Raw genomic sequence first — 16,683 nt, forward strand, 5'->3', positions numbered from 1 at the left:
AAAAAAAAGCACAGCTCACGGCCCGCCCGGGGGGGGAACAGACAACGGTTGGTGGCCGCGTCGTCCCCCTCCCTCCCCCCCTGCGCACGTGCGCGTCAGCGCCTATCGTCGCCGGTTGGGTGCGAACACGAGAACCACGCCGACCAGCACCGCGACCACCACGAACAGCCAGCGGAATTCGACGTCCGCGAGCGGCGCCGGCGAGAACGGCCCCGCGAGCGCCCATCCACTCACCAGCAGCGCTGCCACCCCCGCCAGGAGCAGGAGCGGTGACGGGCGCTTGCGCGTCCGGGTCTGCTCGCCGTCCTGAGTGTCGTCGACGTCATCCACGGCGCACCTCCATACTTCCGAACCGGACATCTGCATTGAGCGTCAGGACGTGACCGTCGGTGCCGTCGGCACCGCCGTCGAGACCGTCGGGGAGGCACTGTGCGTCGCCGAACTGGGCGGTGCAGTGGTTCTCGACGTTCATGCCGGGCGGCAGGAGCACCACGACCTCACCGAACTGACCGCTGACGTCGACCGTCTTGTCGTCGGTGAGCGTGACGTTCCGGAGGTCGAGCGTGAAGCTGCCGAACCCACCGGAGTAGGCGGGGTCGATGTCGGCCGCCGTCAGAGGCACCCAGGTCCGGTCTCCCATGTTCTCGCTGTTCAGGTCGAGTGACCCGACGAGCGAGGCGAGGATCACGAAACCGATCAGCGGGCCTGCGACGACGAGAAGCCCGTAGCCCTTGCGCAGGAAGCCACCGATCAGCAGCCCCACTCCGATGACGGCGAGCGCGACCGCGCCGATACGACCGGGGTTCAGCCAGTCGGATCCGGTGGCGACCGCCAGCGCCGTCGCCGCCGCGGCCGCGAGGATGGCCAGTCCGATCACCATGGTGGTCAGGCGGGAATGCGTGCGCTCCGGTTGCACTGCGGGAGTGGTGGTTCTGGCCGGCTCGGGCAGGTCCCACGCGAACGGGGCGACACCGAGCGGGTCCCATGCCGGTGGTCGCGGTTCGAGCGGCGCGAACGGCGCCGACGGTTGGTCGACCCGCGGACCGGCGGTCGGGGACTTCTCGAACGACACCGGATCGTTCTGGGCGGCAGCGGTTTCGGGCTTCAGTGCCTCGGTGGGGGCCTCGCCGGTCGCGTCCGCCGGCTGCCCCGTGGCGGGAGGCGTGCTCGGCGTGTACGAGTCGGGAAGCTTCGTGTACGGACCGTACGCACCCGAACCGTACGTGCCCGGGCCGAACGGGTTGGCGCCGAACTGTCCGGGCGAGAAACTCGTCCCGGGATAGCCGGTGCCGACACCGGGGGCGACGACTCCGGCGGGCGACGGCGGGGGGATCGGCTGCCGCTGGTACAGCAGCCACAGCCCGCCGAGCATCAGCGCCATGCTGATCAGCCCGGAGCCGCCGAGGCCGACGCCGAAGGGGCCGACGGTGCTCACCGCGATCGCCAGTGCGACGAGAAGAACAACGGTCTTGGTGCCCGAGTCGGAGCTGTGACCGCGTCCCATCAACGACTCCGCGGGGGAGGCCGGGTCGCCCGACTTCGTGAGGGCGAGCCAGCACGCCAGGTAGAGGAGCACACCGGCGCCGCCGAAAATGGTGGACACGACGAACGCGACTCGTATCAGTACGGGATCGACGCCGTAGCGGTAGCCGATTCCCGCACAGACACCGGCGACGTGGCCGCGGCCGGGCAACCGCACCGGCCGGGTCCGCCACAGATCCTGAATCTGCTCTTGGAAGCTCCCATTGGTCATACGACCATCGTTCCGGCCGCCGCATCGCGCGTACATCGGGAAGTACCCTGATCTTTCCGGTCGGGGTGGGCCGGAACGCGGCTCGAAGTCAGGGTCGGACCCTGATGCCGCGGCCCGGGGATCGTGCCAGTATCGAAGGTGTGCAGCCTGTGAACACGTCCGCGGGCGGCGACCGATACGCGGGCGCCGTCACCGTGCCGGTACCGCCCGGCGGTCTTCCCATGCCGCGGCTCGAACGCCGGACCGGCGGCCGCATCGTCGGCGGCGTCGCGGGTGGTATCGCCGACCAGCTGGACATCGACGTGATGAAGGTGCGGGTCGCGTTCGCCTGTCTCGCCGCGCTCGCCGGCGCGGGCATCGTCGGCTACGGGCTGTTGTGGATCTTCACGGCCGCGGGTTCGGACACGGAGAAGCCCAGTGCGTCTGAGCGGCGCAGAGCGTACGGGCTGATCGCGATCGGTCTTGCCGGCGCGTCCGCGTTGTCGTGGTTGTTCAGCGGCCGGGTCGGTTCGGTGATCGCACCGATCATCGTGGTGGCGGTCGGTGCGGCCCTGGTGTGGCGCGAATTCGATTCGGAGGGGCCGCGCACCGTCATCGGGCTGCCTCAGCGCCCCACCGTCCTCACCTGGGCGCGGGTCCTCGGTGGCGTGACGCTGATCGTGTCCGGTCTCGGCGTGGTGATCCTCGCGCAGGTCGACTTCGCCGCGCTGCGTTCGTCGTTGCTGGCCGTCGTGGTCACCCTGGTCGGCGCCGGACTGCTGACCGTGCCCCTGTGGTTGCGGCTGTGGCGGGCACTGGGGGCGGAGCGCGCCGCGAGGATCCGCAACGACGAGCGTGAGGAGATCGCGTCACACCTGCACGACTCCGTTCTGCAGACCCTGGCGCTGATCCAGAAACAGGCCGACCATCCGCAGGAGGTCGCGCGGCTCGCCCGGGGACAGGAACGGGAACTGCGCAAGTGGTTGTTCGGTGGCGGAGAGGCCGACCATTCGAGCCTGGCGGAGGCGTTGCGCATCATCGCGGGCGAGGTGGAGGACCACCACGGCGTCACCGTGCGGCCGGTGACGGTCGGCGACGTGGCCCTCGACGTCGACGGCACCGGCGAGGGACTGTCGAAGGAGAGTTTCACGGCGGTGCTCGGCGCGACACGCGAAGCTCTGGTCAACGCGGCCAAGCATTCCGGGGAGACCGACATCAACCTGTTCGCCGAGTCCGAGCGCGAGCAGGTCAGTGTGTTCGTCCGCGACCGCGGCGTCGGATTCGACGTCGACGAGGTGTCGCCGGACCGTCAGGGGCTGGCGAAGTCGATTCGCGGGCGGATCGAACGGCGAGGCGGGCACGTCGACGTGCGGTCCACACCCGGCAAGGGCACCGAGGTGCGAATCCACATGCCGCGGAACGGCCGGACGCGCGCGGGAGCGGGGGCCGCCGAGAGCACGGACACCGGCGTCGAGGACGTGCCGTTCAGTCAGGGCGCGTGAGCACGTGAATCTGGTGACAGGCTCTACAGTGAGGTGACACTACCGCCCACGCGAGGAACAGCTGCAGTGACTTTCCCTGAAACACCACCGTACCGTGTCTTTCTCGTCGACGATCATGCAGTGTTCCGCTCCGGTGTCCGTGCCGAGCTCGGTAGGGAAGCGGACATGGAGGTGGTGGGCGAGGCGGGCGGTGTCGCGGAGGCGGTGTCCGGGATCAACGCCACCTCGCCGCACGTCGTGCTGCTCGACGTCCACATGCCCGACGGCGGCGGTGTCGCGGTGCTGCGGGGCATCGAGTCGGGTCCGGTGTGCCTGGCGCTGAGTGTGTCCGACGCCGCCGAGGACGTGATCGCCGTGATCCGCGCGGGCGCCCGCGGGTATGTCACCAAGACGATCTCGGGCGCGGAGCTGGCCGACGGCGTACGCAGGGTGGCCGGCGGTGACGCCGTGTTCAGTCCGCGGCTCGCGGGTTTCGTGCTGGACTCCTTCACCGGACGTTCCAATGCTCCTGAGCCGCAGCTGGATCCGGAGCTGGATTCACTGACGCCGCGAGAGCTGGAAGTGCTGCGCCTCCTCGCCCGCGGTTACACGTACCGCGAGATCGCCGAGGAACTGGTGATCTCGGTGAAGACAGTCGAAACGCATGCGTCGAACGTGCTGCGGAAGACGCAGCAGTCCAACCGGAATGCGCTCACCAGGTGGGCGCACCGCAGGCGGATCGACTGACGTCCCGGGGGTCAGGGCTGCGCGAGCAGGACGATCACGGCCACGAGCACGGCCAGGATCAGGATCGCGACCATGACACCCATGGCGATCGGTGCCCACGCGACCACCTGGTCGCGGACGGTGGGGGCCGGCGAACCCGGAGCGGGTTTCGCCGGACGCGGAGGCCACTGCAACCGGCCGAGCGGGCGCGGCACGTTCTTGAGCGGGGTGCTCTGATGCACGGCGGGCAGCCCGGCCTGCGTGGAACCGACCAGTTTGCCGCGGCGGCGTGAGTCGGGCAACGGTGTCGAACGGTGTGCCCACGCCGGGATGGTGCCGTCCGCGGAATAGACGGGTGAGCCGACGAGGTGCGCGACGTTGCCGTCCCCGGCCATGGCCACCCGGGCCAGGGCGTCGCGGGCCTCGGCCATCGTCGGACGACGCGCCGGGTCGGGTTCGAGAAGATGCAGCAGCGTGTCGGTGAGGGGGCCGGCCTTGCTCGGTCGGTAGATCTCGGCCTTCGCGACCCGGTGCAGGAGTGCGATGGAATCGGAGTCGATCCCGAACGGCGGCTGCCCTTCGACGACGGTGTACAGCGTGGATCCGAGCGAGAAGACGTCGCTGGCCTCGGTGGGGTCCTGACCGCGGGCGACCTCGGGGGAGAAGTACGCGGGGGTGCCGGTGATGACGCCGTTCGCGGTGTCCGCGGAGTCGCCCTTGGCCCGGGCGATACCGAAGTCGCTGATCTTGACGGTGCCGAGTTCCCGGCCGCGGTCGGCGACGAGGATGTTGCCCGGCTTGATGTCCCGGTGCACGATCCCCGCGGCGTGGGCGGCGGTGAGCGCGTCGGCCACCTGCGCGCCGATCTGGGCGACCTCGAGCGGGGGCAGGGTGTCGGCGATGTTCATCGCCTGGGCGAGGCTGCGCGACGGCAGGTACTCCATGACGAGCCACGGTTCCCCGGCCTCGAGCGCCACGTCGTACATCGCGATGGAATGCCGGTGCGCGAGTTTGGCGGCGTTGCGGCCCTCCCGCATGGTGCGGTCGCGTACCCTGCGTGCCTCCTCGGGGTCGAGCCCGGCCGTCGTGGTGACCTGTTTGATGGCGACGTCGCGGTGCAGCAGGGTGTCCCGTGCGAGCCAGACCGCGCCCATTCCGCCGCCGCCCAGTTTGGACCGCAGGCGGTACCTTCCGGCCACCAGGTATTCGGGTCCGATGCCCCTTTCGCTCTGCTCCTGCTCCATCACGCGTTCAGGTTAGAGGATTGTGCGGACACGGGACGCGCGGCCGTCCTGACCTGGTCGTTCGGGGTCCACTTGACGGGCATTCACGGACCCGCTTTACTGGAAACGGGTTCGAAAATACGTTCGAACAAAGCGTCTGTTCGAGCCGCGTCTTCCCCGTGGTTGCCGACCGCTGTTGGTGCCGAGTGTCAGGGGTGTCGAGTTGGCTGAAGTGGCCGGCGAGCCGGGGTTTCCGGTGCCGGGGTCTCCCGAGCTGTCCGAGCTGTCCCGGCAGGAGCGTCTGGACTACCTCCGGCGGCGGATGGCCGCTGTCCCCGCACGCGGGGAATCGGTGGCGAGCCGGGCCCCGGTGGAGGGTGGGTTTCCTGCGACGGGCACGCCCGCGGCCCCCGACTCCCGGGCCGTCGGGGTCCTTCCGGTTCCGGCTGCGCTGGCCGGCCTCCTTCCGCGGGGCGGTCTGGTGCGCGGTTCGGTGGTGTCGGTGTCGGGTGCCACCTCGCTCCTGCTGGGGTTGGTCGCGTCCGTCACCGCGGGCGGCGGTCACGTCGCGGTGATCGGGCATCCCCGGCTGGGGGTGCTGGCCGCGGTCGAGATGGGCGCGCAGCTGGAACGGCTGGCCCTGATCCCGGACCCGGGCGCCGATCCGGTGGAGATCGCCGCGGTGCTGCTGGACGGAATGGATCTGGTGGTGCTCGGGCTGGGAGGGGCGTCGGTGGCGCCGTCCCGGGCGCGTGCGGTGGTGGCCCGCGCCCGGAGCAAGGGGGCGACCCTGGTCGTCACGGACGGGCACTGGGACGGTGCGGAGATGCGGCTGGAGGCGCGGGTGCACGGTTATGCCGGGCTGGGCAACGGATCTCAGGACCGAGGCTGCGGGCGGTTGCGGTCCCTCAGCCTGGCGGTGTGCGCCCGGGGGCGGTCGTTCCAGCCGCGCACCACCCGGCTGGACGTGCGGTCGGCGCAGGGCCGGGTGGAATGGGTGAGCACCCCGGAGCCGGTGGCGTCCCTCGAAGCCGGTGCCTTCCCGGAGCCGGTGGAGGTGGTGGGCCTGTGAGCCGGGTGCTGGCGTTGTGGTGCCCCGACTGGCCCGCGGTCGCGGCGGCCGCCGCCGCGGACCTCCCGCCGACCCACCCGGTGGCGGTGACGTCGGGCAACCGGGTGATCGCCTGCTCGGCGCCGGCCCGCGCGGACGGGGTGCGCCGAGGTCTGCGCCGCCGCGAGTCCCAGGCCCGGTGCCCCCGGTTGCACGTGGCGGCAGCCGATCCCGACCGCGACGCCCGGCTGTTCGAGCCGGTCGCCTCCGCCGTCGACGCGGTGGCGCCCGGGGTGGAGGTGTTGCGGCCCGGTCTCGTGGTGCTGCCCGCTCGCGGCGTCGCCCGGTATTTCGGTTCGGAGGAAGCCGTCGCGGAACGGCTCGTGGACCAGGTGTCGGCGGTGGGGGTGGAATGCCAGGTCGGTATCGCCGATCAGCTGTCCACGGCCGTGATCGCCGCGCGCAGAGCAACTCTCGTGCCACCCGGCAAGGGGGCGGCCTTCCTGGCGCCGCTCCCGATGCGGGAACTGGCCGCGGAGCCGAGTCTCGCGGCGCCGCATCGCGAGGAGCTGGTCGATTTGCTGCACCGGCTCGGGTTGCGCACGATCGGCAGTTTCGCCGCACTGTCGGCGGGCGATGTGGCGTCGCGGTTCGGAACCGATGCGGTGCTGGCGCATCGGGCCGCGCGGGGTGAGCCGGAGCGTCCCCCGTCGGGGCGGTCGCTGCCTCCGGACCTGGAGGTCGAGGAACGGTGCGATCCTGTCATCGAACGGGTCGACGCCGCCGCCTTCGCGGGACGGGCGTTGGCGGAGAAGCTTCATCGCACGCTGTCGGACGCCGCGGTGGCCTGCACCCGGCTGTCGATCTCGGCGAGCACCGGCAACGGTGAACAACTGTCCCGGATCTGGAGGTGCGCGGAACCGCTGACCCCCGAGGCGACGGCGGACCGGGTGCGGTGGCAGCTGGACGGGTGGCTGACCGGGCGCAGCGAGAAGCGGCCCACCGCCGGTATCGCCGTCCTGCGGCTCGAACCGGTGGAGGTGGTGGCGGCAGGCGCCCTGCAGTTGGGGCTGTGGGGTGGGGTCGGCGACCAGGACGAACGGGCCCGGCGGGCCCTGGTGCGGGTGCAGGGTCTGCTCGGCGGGGAAGCCGTGCAGGTGGGGGTCCTCAGCGGGGGGCGGGGCCCGGCGGAGCGCATCACGTTGCTGCCGTTGGGCGACGAGTTGATTCCGCGCAACGATCCGTCGGAGCCGTGGCCGGGCACGTTGCCGGAACCGGCGCCCGCCGCGGTGCTGACCGCGTATCCGGAGGTGTGGATGTCGGACGAGCGGGGCATCGCTGTGACGGTCACGGAACGTGGTGTGTTCAGCGCGGTTCCCGCGCGGCTGCGGTGGGGGAGCAGGGAGTGGGCGGTGTGCGGATGGGCCGGACCGTGGCCGGTGGACGAGCGGTGGTGGGACCCTCCGGCGGCGCGGACGGCGGCCAGGGCGCAGGTGCTGCTGGAGGAGTCGCGGGCGCTGCTGGTGATCTGCACGGCAGGCCGCTGGTCGGTGGAGGGAATCTATGAGTGACGGACCCCGCGTGGGGCGGGCGGCGTAACCCGCGCACCGGCCTCGCTTGCGGATCGGCCGTCCGAAATGCTTTGCTGTGCAGAGGGTCGCGTGCCGGTGGCGGACAGCGTCAGGCATGGAGGCCGGCCACAGTCGCGTCGTCGGCTCGTGGCATACCTCGAAAGGGTCGACTGTGACCATTTCCTTCAATCACACGATCGTCGCCGCCAAGGACAAGCAGGAGTCGGCGACGTTCTTCACCACGCTGTTCGGGCTGCCGGACGCCGTGCCCGCCGGACATTTTCTGGCGGTCGCGCTCGACAACGGGGTGTCCCTCGACTTCGCGGAACCGCCGATCGAATTCCAGCCGCAGCACTACGCGTTCCTCGTCGGGGAGGACGACTTCGACCGGATCTACGGCCTGATCGTCGAGTGGGGTCTCGACCACTGGGCGGATCCGCGGCAGACGCTGCCGGGCACCATCAACACCAACGACGGCGGGCGGGGCGTCTACTTCCTCGACCCGTCGGGTCACTATCTGGAGATCATCACCCGCCCGTACGGGTCGGGCGGGTAGTCCGCGGCCGTCGCTAGTCTGGATTCTCGTGGAGACGACCAGGACTACCCCGACGCGCGCCGGTATCGAGATCGCCTACCGGGACAGTGGGTCCTCGGCGCCGGGGGAGTCGGACGTTCATCCCGTGCCGGTGGTTCTGGTGCACGGGATGGGCGGTGACGGCGGCACCTGGGACCGTTTCGCCCGCGCACTCGTCGCTCGGGGGAGACGCGTCCTCGTCCCGGATCTGCGGGGGCACGGTCGCAGTGCCCGCGCGGCGTCGTATCGGTTCGAGGAGTTCGGCGCCGATGTGGTGGAGGTGTGCGACAACCTGGGGCTGACGAGGGTGGACCTCGTGGGGCACTCGCTCGGTGGTCATGCCGCGTCGCTCGCGGCGCAGGCCCGACCGGGGCTGGTCCGCCGGCTGGTGATCGAGGAGGCCCCGCTCCCGTTGCGTCCCGGTGACCCGGAACAGGTGTTCGCGAACCGACTGCCGTCGCTGCCGGAACTGTGGCACGCGACGACGAGCGTCATCCGGCATCCGCGGGCGGTGTTCGCCTTCGACCGGTCGATGACGGGCTCCGCGATCGAGCAGTTTCGCCGCCCGGATCCGTTGTGGTGGGACCGATTGCCGGACATCGAGGCCGACACGCTCATCCTGCGCGGCGGACCGGGCGGGATGGTCGATCCCCGCAAGCTCGAGTCCGCGGTCGCGGCGATACCGAGGTGCCGGGTGGTGGTGTTTCCCGGCGGGCACAGCATTCACCGCGACCGGTACGACGAGTTCGCGGCGGAGGTCCTGCCGTTTCTCATGCAGCCTCAGACGGGCTGACAAAAAGTCTGAAAATGTAAACCGTGGCGGCCTCGACAGGACTAGCGTGGAAACGGAAAGAGGGGGCTCGGAACGAGGAAGAAGGACCCACGATGTCGACACTCACGCCCGGACGTCCCTACACGCCCGGCAGGCAAGGGTTCAGCTCACTTCGCGACGGGGGACTCAACTGGGACGCGTTCCCGTTGCGGCTGTTCACGAAGGGCAACGCCAAGTTCTGGAACCCCACGGACCTCGACTTCAGCCGGGACGCGGAGGACTGGGAGGGGCTGAACTCGGAGCAGCAGCGCAACTCCACGTATCTGGTCGCACAGTTCATCGCCGGTGAGGAAGCGGTCACCGAAGACATCCAGCCGTTCATGAAGGCGATGGCCGCCGAGGGGCGCTTCGGCGACGAGATGTACCTCACGCAGTTCTGTTTCGAGGAGGCCAAGCACACCCAGGTGTTCCGGTTGTGGATGGACGCGGTGGGCCTGACTCGGGACCTGCACCCGTTCGTCGCCGACAACCCGTTCTACCGGCAGTTGTTCTACGAGGAATTGCCGGGATCGCTGAAGGTCCTCGAGACCGATCCCAGCCCGGCCAATCAGGTGCGGGCCAGCGTCACCTACAACCACGTCATCGAGGGCAGCCTCGCGCTCACCGGGTACTACGCGTGGCAGAAGGTGTGCACGACGCGCGGAATCCTGCCGGGAATGCAGGAACTCGTCCGCAGGATCGGCGACGACGAACGACGCCACATGGCGTGGGGGACGTTCACGTGCCGTCGGCACGTCGCCGCCGACGACGGCAACTGGGGCGTGGTCCAGGAGCGGATGGCGGAGCTGATGCCGTTGGCACTGGGCATGATCGACTGGGTGAACAAGCAATTCGAGGTCCAGCCGTACGGGCTCGACCCGCAGGAGTTCATCGCGTACGCCGCGGACCGGGCGCAGCGCCGGCTGGGGGCGATCGAATCCGCGCGTGGACGCCCGGTCGAGGAGATCGACCTGGACTACTCGCCCGAGGCGCTCGAGGAGAAGTTCGGCGAGGAGGACGCCAAGGCGATGTCCGAGGCCGCCGGCTGAGACACAGTGTGCGGTGGCAAATGGCAGGATCTGCTCATGGCGCTCACCGCACTCGACCGCAGACTCCTCGGCTGGTCCGCAGCATTCGTGATCTCGCAGGCGAACATCCTCCGCCTGCTCGGTCCCGTGGCACCCCGGCTCGCCGAGATCCAGACGGCCCGCTCCGCACGAGACTACACGGCGATCCTCGACGGGATGACCGACTCCGACACGGCGCGTTACCGCAGCCACTACTACCCGGACTTCGTCCACCCGCTGATCTACGCCGTCGCGTTGCGCACGGGTGCCCGGCGGTTGGCGGAATTGACCCCGCTGTCGCCGAGAACGCAGAAGGTGCTGGCGGCGGCGCCGGTGATCTCGGCGGCGGGCGACTACGCCGAGAACGTCGTCGGGCTGTACCTGCTGTCGCACCGTGAGCACATCACCGACGCGACCGTGCGGGCCACCAGCGCGGTCAGCGTCACCAAATGGGTACTGGCACTCGGGGCGCTCGGATACCTGTCCCAGGGATTCGTGAGGGTCTGGGCGGGAAAGCTGTTCTCCCGCTAGATTCAGGCGCATGAGTGCTGCCGAGCTGAGCGTCGAGTACTTCACCGGGCAGGCCGAGTTCCGGGAGTGGCTCGCCGCCCATCACGCGTCCTCACCCGGCATCTGGCTGAAGATGGCCAAGAAGGGGTCGGCGCAGTCGTCGATCGACTACGACCGGGCGCTGGAGGTCGCGCTGTGCTACGGCTGGATCGACAGCCAGGTGCGCCGCGTCGACGACGACTTCTTCGTGCAGCGGTTCACCCCGCGGTCGTCGCGGAGTCCGTGGTCGAAACGGAACCGCGAGTTCGCGGAGAAACTCGCCGAGGCCGGTCTCCTCGAGCCCGCGGGCGTGGCCGAAGTCGAGCGGGCCAGGGCGGACGGCCGCTGGGACCGCGCGTACGCGGGACAGAAGGCGGCGGAGATACCGCAGGACTTCCTGGACGCCCTCGCGCGGAATCCCGAGGCCGAGGCCTTCTACGCGACACTCGACAGCCACAACCGGTACGCCGTCTACTACCGCCTGCAGGACGCCAAACGCCCGGAGACGCGTGCCCGCCGCATCGAGAAGTTCGTCCAGCAGCTGGCGGAGCGCAGGAAGTTCCACGACTGACCGATTTCCGCGACTGACACAATGGCATCGTGCCCGACACGATCACCGCCACCTGTTCCGCGCTGTCCGCCACCGACGAACCCCTCGCGGGCACCGCTGCGCACGTCAGGGGCTGGGTGTGCCTGGAATTCCCCGGAGCGTGGGGCCGGGACGTGCTCGACGGCACGGCGCTCGGCACGGACCTGGCCCGCGAACTCGACGCCCGTGCCGACGCCGCCGGGGTGCGGATCATGTTCATCCGCCGGCCCGGCCGCGGCACCGCGTCACCGGATCGGCGCACGGTGCTGCTGGCACAGTCGCACCCTGCGCGGTCGTGGTGCGAGCGGCTCGAGATCGGCTACCCGGAGGACCTGCTCGAGCTGGACCTCGGTCTGGTCGCGGGACCCGCGCCGGGTCTGGGCACGCCGGTGACGGACCCCGTCGCCCTGGTGTGCGCGCACGGGAAGAGGGATCAGTGCTGCGCCGTGCTCGGGCGGCCGGTCGCGGCCGGCCTGGCCGCGGAGTTCGGCGACGCGGTGTGGGAGTGCTCGCACACGGGCGGGCATCGGTTCGCGCCGTCGCTGATCCTGCTGCCGACGGGCTACACGTACGGCCGGCTGTCGGTGCAGCAGAGCGTCGACGCGGTCCGCGCCGCCGCCGCGGGCGAGGTGTTCCGGACCGGGCTGCGCGGCCGCAGTTGCTGGGACACCCCGGGGCAGGTGGCGGAACTCGCCGTCCGCGATCGGGTGGACGCCACCGCCGACGAGCTGACGGTGGACGCGAATTCGGTTGTCACCCATCGCGACGGGCGTCGCTGGGTCGTCGACCTCGAGGAGCGGGAACTGCCGCCGCGGCCGGCGAGTTGCGGGGCGGCGCCGAAGCCGGTGCGGCCGATCGTCGCCACCGGAGTTCGCGCCCTCACCCCCTGAGGCGGTCACCAGTGGGTGCCGGGCACCAGCCTTGCGACCTTCCGGGCGGCGCGGCCGAGCACCGACGACGAGTGGTGCCGGGGTTCCGGTGCGCGCCGAGGGGCCGGCGTCGCGTCGTCCGTGCTCGTTCCCTTCGCGGCCGGTGAATCGGGGAACATGCGATACATCTGGTGCATCACGCGGTCCTTGACCGCCGGTGCGAAGACGTGGCCGAGTTCACCGAGCGTGCCGGTCGGGACGTCGATGCGTTTGGGGCGTTCGATCAGCGCACGGACGACCATGGCGGCCGCCTTCTCCGGGGACGTGATCGGTCCGATGTTGTACCGGCCGGTGGGTGCGATCATCGGCGTCTCGACCAGAGGCATGTGGATGGTGGTGAACGTGATTCCGTCCGAGAGGGTTTCGGATGCCGCGACGTCGGTGAATCCGTCGAGGGCCGATTTGCTGGCGACGTAGGCGGCGAACCGCGGGGTCGCGCCCTGGACGCCGGCGCTGCTGATGTTGACGATGTGGCCGAACCGCCGCTCACGCATCTGCGGGAGGAAGGCCAGGACGAGCCGGACCGCGCCGAAATAGTTGACGGCCATGGTCCGTTCGAAATCGTGGAACCGGTCCGTCGAGTGGTACAGGCCCCGGCGAATCGAGCGGCCCGCGTTGTTGACGAGCATGTCGACGTGATCGTGTTCGGCGAGAACGGCTTTGACGGTGTGCTCGACCGATTCGTCGTCGGTGATGTCGCACGGGTAGCCGTAGGCCTCGCCGCCCGCCGCGCGGATCTCGGCGACCACGGCATCGAGTTCCGCGGCGCGCCGGGCGAGGAGCAGAACCTTCGCGCCCTTGCGGGCCGTCGCGATAGCGGAACTCCGGCCGATCCCGGACGACGCCCCGGTGATCACGACATGCCTGCCCACGAGTGGTCCGGAGGGGTGGGGCCTGCGCGCCCGGTCGGGGTCGAGGTTCTCGCGCCAGTACGACCACAGCCTGCCTGCGTACGAGGCGAAGGGAGGTACCTCGATGCCGGTGCCGCGCAGCGCCTCCCGGGTGTCGCGGTCGTCGAACACCGTGGGCAGGGTCAGGTTCTCGACGAGCACCGGCGGGATGCCGAGCGCGCCGAGCACGGCCTTGCGTCCCGTATCGAGGGCCGAGTCGGGGGTCGGGGTGAGGAACGGGCGGACGAGTTCGCCGGGCAGGCCGATCGCGGGATGCGGTGCGCCTGCCGCCTCGGCGAGTGCGGCGTAGATCTCGCGGACCGGTTGGGGGCGCGGATTGACGAGGTGGAACGTCTGGCCGTCCCGTCCGGGTGCCGTCATCAGTTCCACGACGGCCGCCGCCACGTAGTCGACGGGCACGACGTTGGTCGCGCCGATCCGCGGTACCGCCACCGGCAGGGCGGCGGGGAGCTTCGCGAGCGCCGCGATGGCGGGGAAGAGGTAGTACGGGCCGTCGATCTTGTCCATCTCGCCGGTGACCGAACTACCGACCACCGCGGCGGGGCGGTAGATGCGTGTGCGCAGGCCCTCGGCGTCGCGGACCAGTTTCTCGGCCTCGAACTTGGTGCGGTGATACGGGGTGGGGAAGCTCTGGCCGAGATCGAAATCGGTTTCCCTGAACGGCCCCTCGTGATCTCCCGCGACGGCGATGGAGGAGACGTGATGGAGTGTTGCGTCCAGCTCCCGGGCCAGCGCGATGACAGAACGGGTGCCGTCGACGTTCGTGGAGGCCTGTTCGTCGCCCGCGGTGAGGTCGTAGATCGCGCCGAGGTGCAGGACGTGGTCGGCCGCCGGCACGGACCCGAGCCCGAGGCCGGGCTCGGTCAAATCGCCGATCAGGGGGCGCACGCGTTCGCCCCCGGACATGCCGTCGACGAGTGCCTCCAGCCGCGCGACGGACGCGCGCCGGACGAGGACGTGGATCTCGGCGGATGCATCGCGGTCGAGGATCAGGGGCAGCACGTGCCGACCCAGGAATCCGGTACCGCCGGTGACGAGGTAGGTGGCCATGCCCCGAACTTACTCCAAAGTAAGATGATGCACTAGTGGCCGAGACCCACCTTGGCGTGCACCTTCTTCATCCAGGCCGGAGCCCACCAGTTGGCCTCGCCCATCAGCTTCACCAGGGACGGGACGAGGAGCATCCGGACCACCGTCGCATCGACGAGCAGCGCGACGATCATGCCCACGCCGAGGAACCGCATGATCGACAGACCGGAGATCGTGAATGCCCCGGTCACCACCACGAGCAGCAGCGCGGCGGCCGTCACGATCCGGCCGGTGCGCTCGGTGCCGAAACGCACCGCCTCCTCCGTGGTCGCGCCCGCCTCGTGTGCCTCGACCATGCGCGACATCAGGAACACCTCGTAGTCGGTGGACAGGCCGAAGACGACGGCGAGAATGAGGACCACGAACGTCGCCTCGAGCGGTGCCGGACTGACCCCGAGCAGGCCCGCGCCGTGACCGAGCTCGAAGATCCAGGTGAGCACCCCGAACGTGGCGGCGAGACTCAGCCCCGCCATCGCGACCGCTTTGATCGGCAGCACCACGGAGCCGAACGCCAGGAACAGCAGGACCAGCGTCGAACCCACCATGATCGCGATCATGACCGGCATCCAGTGCACGATCGCCGCGTTGCCGTCGTCGACGGTCGCCTGGCCGCCGCCGACGAGCAGTTCGGTTCCCTCGGGGACGGAGATGGCGCGGAGACCGTCCACGGCCGCACTCTGATCGTCGGTGGTCACTCCCTCGGAGTAGACGGCCTGCACCGCCACCAGTTCGCCGTTGGATGCGACGACGGTGGCGGCGCCGATACCCGGCACCTGGCCGGCGGCCTGGGCCACCGCGGCCCCGTCGGCGGCGGTCGGCGCGGTGCCGACACCGTCGCCCCGGAGGATGAGGGTGGCGCCGTTCCCGGTGGTGGGAAATTCGGTGGTGAGGGTGTCGGTGGCGATACGGGCGGGATCGTTCTCGGGCAGCGCCGTGTACGTGACCTCGCCGAGCGACGCGCTGAGCAGAGGCGCCGCCAGGACCATCAGACCCGCGACGATCCCGACCGCGATGGCGACCGGCCGACGCATCACCCAGGTGACGACGGAGCCCCAGAACTTGCGGGCGCGCACCTCACCGCGTTGCGCCGCATCCTTGCGCCAGCTCAGCGCGTTGATGCGGTGACCGAGGATCGCGAGCAGCGCGGGCACCGCGGTGAGGGACAGCAGCGCCGCACTCGCGACCGCGGCCATCGCACCGAACCCGAGCGACTTGATCACGTCCTGCGGAAACACCAGCATCCCCGAGAACGCGCACACCAGAAGCAGACCGGAGAACAACACGGTGCGACCCGCGGTCAGGACGGTGCGCCGGGTCGCCTCGGCCACGTCGGCGCCGGACTCGAGTTCCTCGCGGAATCGGCCGACGATGAACAGGCCGTAGTCGATCGCGAGCCCCAGGCCGAGCAGGGACGCCACGTTGATCGCGAACGAACTGACGTCGGTGAACAGGGTCAGCAGGCGCAGCGTCGCGAGGGCGCTGAAGATCGAGAGCAGCCCGACGAACACCGGAACGGCGGCGGCGACCAGTCCGCCGAAGATGAAGACCAGCAACACGAGAGTGATCGGCAGCGCGATCGCCTCGGCCAGCACCAGGTCCTGCTGCAGCCGGTTGTTGAACGCCACACCCACCACCGAGTTGCCCGCGAACTCGGTGTCGACGCCCTCCACCTCGAGCTTCGGCAGCAGATCGTTGAACGTGGCGGCGGTGATCCCGGCATCCGGGTCGACGGTGATCGCGGCCGACGCCTTGGTGCCGTCCTCCGACACCATCAGGTGCTTCCTCGTCGCGTCCGCCGTCCAGTACGACGTCACCGAATACGTCGGCACCTCGGCGGCGAACCGGTCGAGACTCGCGGTGACCTGGGGGCCGATGTCACCCAGGGTCTTCCCGTCGGGTGCGGTATAGATGGCGATGATGTCCGGCGTCTGCGGACCCAGATTGTCTTCGACGATTCGCGCCACCTCGGCGGATTCGCTACCGGGGTCGATGAATCCGCCGGAGCTGAGCTTCGCGAACACACCGGTGCCCCACACGCCGCTCACCAGAACGGCGAACACGGCGAGCGTCAGGACCCACCATTTGCGTGAAACAACGGTCGAGGCCCAACGTGTCATGCGTCAACTCCGGGTGGTCGGGGGCGGTCGGCTGCGACTGCCGACTGTAGTGCGGATCGAGGGATTGCCGGTGGGGGTGTGACGCGGGTCCCGGCAAATCGTGCATACTCGGTGGTGCACTTGCAGTCACACGCACGGGGGAAGCCGGTCCGAATCCGGCGCTGACCCGCAACGGTAGGCCACCAGAGCATTTCGGTGGCGAGCCCGATTACCCGGCGTGTGGTGTGCGACATCCTTTTCGTCGTGGTCTACGAAGCGGAGTC

General features: G+C 70.0%; 15 protein-coding genes and 1 riboswitch. Of the genes, 10 read left to right on the top strand and 5 right to left on the bottom strand.

Annotation, left to right across the window (positions count from 1 at the left end):
- Positions 1-102 precede the first annotated feature (102 nt).
- Together ACFU5V_RS21570 and ACFU5V_RS21575 are read right to left on the bottom strand one after the other, a co-directional pair.
- On the bottom strand, positions 103-330 hold the full coding sequence (locus ACFU5V_RS21570; protein WP_378701722.1) for a hypothetical protein: 228 nt from the start codon (positions 328-330) through the stop codon (positions 103-105).
- Positions 323-1,789, bottom strand: coding sequence for a PspC domain-containing protein (locus ACFU5V_RS21575; RefSeq protein ID WP_378701724.1), 1,467 nt, complete (start codon positions 1,787-1,789; stop codon positions 323-325). The genes ACFU5V_RS21570 and ACFU5V_RS21575 overlap by 8 nt, the downstream gene beginning before the upstream one ends.
- 68 nt (positions 1,790-1,857) lie before the next feature.
- Between ACFU5V_RS21575 and ACFU5V_RS21580 the strand changes: the two genes are divergently transcribed.
- Together ACFU5V_RS21580 and ACFU5V_RS21585 are read left to right on the top strand one after the other, a co-directional pair.
- The gene (locus ACFU5V_RS21580; protein ID WP_378701726.1) at positions 1,858-3,234 is read left to right on the top strand and encodes a PspC domain-containing protein; all 1,377 of its coding nucleotides are present in this window, start codon (positions 1,858-1,860) and stop codon (positions 3,232-3,234) included.
- A 66-nt stretch (positions 3,235-3,300) separates the two neighbouring features.
- On the top strand, positions 3,301-3,960 hold the full coding sequence (locus ACFU5V_RS21585; RefSeq protein WP_378701728.1) for a response regulator: 660 nt from the start codon (positions 3,301-3,303) through the stop codon (positions 3,958-3,960).
- Positions 3,961-3,971: 11 nt separating this feature from the next.
- On the opposite strand, the gene ACFU5V_RS21590 is transcribed toward ACFU5V_RS21585, so the two are convergent.
- Entirely contained in the window at positions 3,972-5,183 is a 1,212-nt protein-coding gene (locus ACFU5V_RS21590) for a serine/threonine-protein kinase (RefSeq protein ID WP_276135960.1), read from the bottom strand.
- A gap of 211 nt (positions 5,184-5,394) precedes the next feature.
- Here ACFU5V_RS21590 and ACFU5V_RS21595 point away from each other — a divergent pair, with 211 nt between their 5' ends.
- The 8 genes from ACFU5V_RS21595 to ACFU5V_RS21630 all read left to right on the top strand — a co-directional run bounded on the left by ACFU5V_RS21595 (position 5,395) and on the right by ACFU5V_RS21630 (position 12,264).
- Positions 5,395-6,234 carry a hypothetical protein gene (locus tag ACFU5V_RS21595; protein WP_378436027.1) on the top strand — a complete coding sequence of 280 codons (840 nt, stop codon included), beginning with the start codon at positions 5,395-5,397 and terminating at the stop codon, positions 6,232-6,234.
- A complete protein-coding gene (locus tag ACFU5V_RS21600) occupies positions 6,231-7,784 on the top strand; it encodes a DNA polymerase Y family protein (protein WP_378701730.1) in 1,554 nt (517 codons plus the stop codon). Before ACFU5V_RS21595 ends, ACFU5V_RS21600 begins: the two co-directional genes overlap by 4 nt.
- A 172-nt stretch (positions 7,785-7,956) precedes the next feature.
- A complete protein-coding gene (locus ACFU5V_RS21605) occupies positions 7,957-8,340 on the top strand; it encodes a VOC family protein (protein ID WP_378436008.1) in 384 nt (127 codons plus the stop codon).
- A 28-nt stretch (positions 8,341-8,368) separates the two neighbouring features.
- Positions 8,369-9,151, top strand: a complete 783-nt coding sequence (locus ACFU5V_RS21610) for an alpha/beta fold hydrolase (RefSeq protein WP_378436010.1) — start codon at positions 8,369-8,371, stop codon at positions 9,149-9,151.
- Positions 9,152-9,243: 92 nt separating this feature from the next.
- Positions 9,244-10,218 carry a R2-like ligand-binding oxidase gene (locus ACFU5V_RS21615; RefSeq protein ID WP_378701732.1) on the top strand — a complete coding sequence of 325 codons (975 nt, stop codon included), beginning with the start codon at positions 9,244-9,246 and terminating at the stop codon, positions 10,216-10,218.
- Between the two features lie 36 nt (positions 10,219-10,254).
- Positions 10,255-10,767 (top strand): hypothetical protein, encoded by a 513-nt coding sequence (locus ACFU5V_RS21620; RefSeq protein WP_378701734.1) that lies wholly within the window; start codon positions 10,255-10,257, stop codon positions 10,765-10,767.
- A 10-nt stretch (positions 10,768-10,777) separates the two neighbouring features.
- Positions 10,778-11,356, top strand: coding sequence for a YdeI family protein (locus tag ACFU5V_RS21625; protein WP_378436014.1), 579 nt, complete (start codon positions 10,778-10,780; stop codon positions 11,354-11,356).
- A 29-nt stretch (positions 11,357-11,385) separates the two neighbouring features.
- Complete coding sequence (locus ACFU5V_RS21630; protein WP_378701736.1) at positions 11,386-12,264, top strand: sucrase ferredoxin; 879 nt, start codon at positions 11,386-11,388, stop codon at positions 12,262-12,264.
- Between the two features lie 5 nt (positions 12,265-12,269).
- Here ACFU5V_RS21630 and ACFU5V_RS21635 read toward each other — a convergent pair whose 3' ends face one another.
- Both ACFU5V_RS21635 and ACFU5V_RS21640 read right to left on the bottom strand, forming a co-directional pair.
- Positions 12,270-14,264, bottom strand: coding sequence for an SDR family oxidoreductase (locus ACFU5V_RS21635; RefSeq protein WP_378436018.1), 1,995 nt, complete (start codon positions 14,262-14,264; stop codon positions 12,270-12,272).
- A gap of 32 nt (positions 14,265-14,296) precedes the next feature.
- Entirely contained in the window at positions 14,297-16,420 is a 2,124-nt protein-coding gene (locus ACFU5V_RS21640; RefSeq protein ID WP_378701738.1) for an MMPL family transporter, read from the bottom strand.
- Positions 16,421-16,512: 92 nt separating this feature from the next.
- Positions 16,513-16,655: riboswitch (cobalamin riboswitch) on the top strand.
- Positions 16,656-16,683 lie beyond the last annotated feature (28 nt).

It is taken from the genome of Rhodococcus sp. NPDC057529 (genome assembly GCF_042802055.1).
In the GTDB taxonomy this organism is placed as follows: domain Bacteria; phylum Actinomycetota; class Actinomycetes; order Mycobacteriales; family Mycobacteriaceae; genus Rhodococcus_F.

Excerpts from the sequence above, each read along its gene's own strand:
- ACFU5V_RS21625 (WP_378436014.1), top strand. The coding sequence starts at position 10,778 with ATGAGTGCTGCCGAGCTGAGCGTCGAGTACTTCACCGGGCAGGCCGAG.
- ACFU5V_RS21640 (WP_378701738.1), bottom strand. The coding sequence starts at position 16,420 with ATGACACGTTGGGCCTCGACCGTTGTTTCACGCAAATGGTGGGTCCTG.
- ACFU5V_RS21615 (WP_378701732.1), top strand. The coding sequence starts at position 9,244 with ATGTCGACACTCACGCCCGGACGTCCCTACACGCCCGGCAGGCAAGGG.
- ACFU5V_RS21635 (WP_378436018.1), bottom strand. The coding sequence starts at position 14,264 with ATGGCCACCTACCTCGTCACCGGCGGTACCGGATTCCTGGGTCGGCAC.
- ACFU5V_RS21575 (WP_378701724.1), bottom strand. The coding sequence starts at position 1,789 with ATGTACGCGCGATGCGGCGGCCGGAACGATGGTCGTATGACCAATGGG.
- ACFU5V_RS21590 (WP_276135960.1), bottom strand. The coding sequence starts at position 5,183 with ATGGAGCAGGAGCAGAGCGAAAGGGGCATCGGACCCGAATACCTGGTG.
- ACFU5V_RS21620 (WP_378701734.1), top strand. The coding sequence starts at position 10,255 with ATGGCGCTCACCGCACTCGACCGCAGACTCCTCGGCTGGTCCGCAGCA.
- ACFU5V_RS21580 (WP_378701726.1), top strand. The coding sequence starts at position 1,858 with ATGCCGCGGCCCGGGGATCGTGCCAGTATCGAAGGTGTGCAGCCTGTG.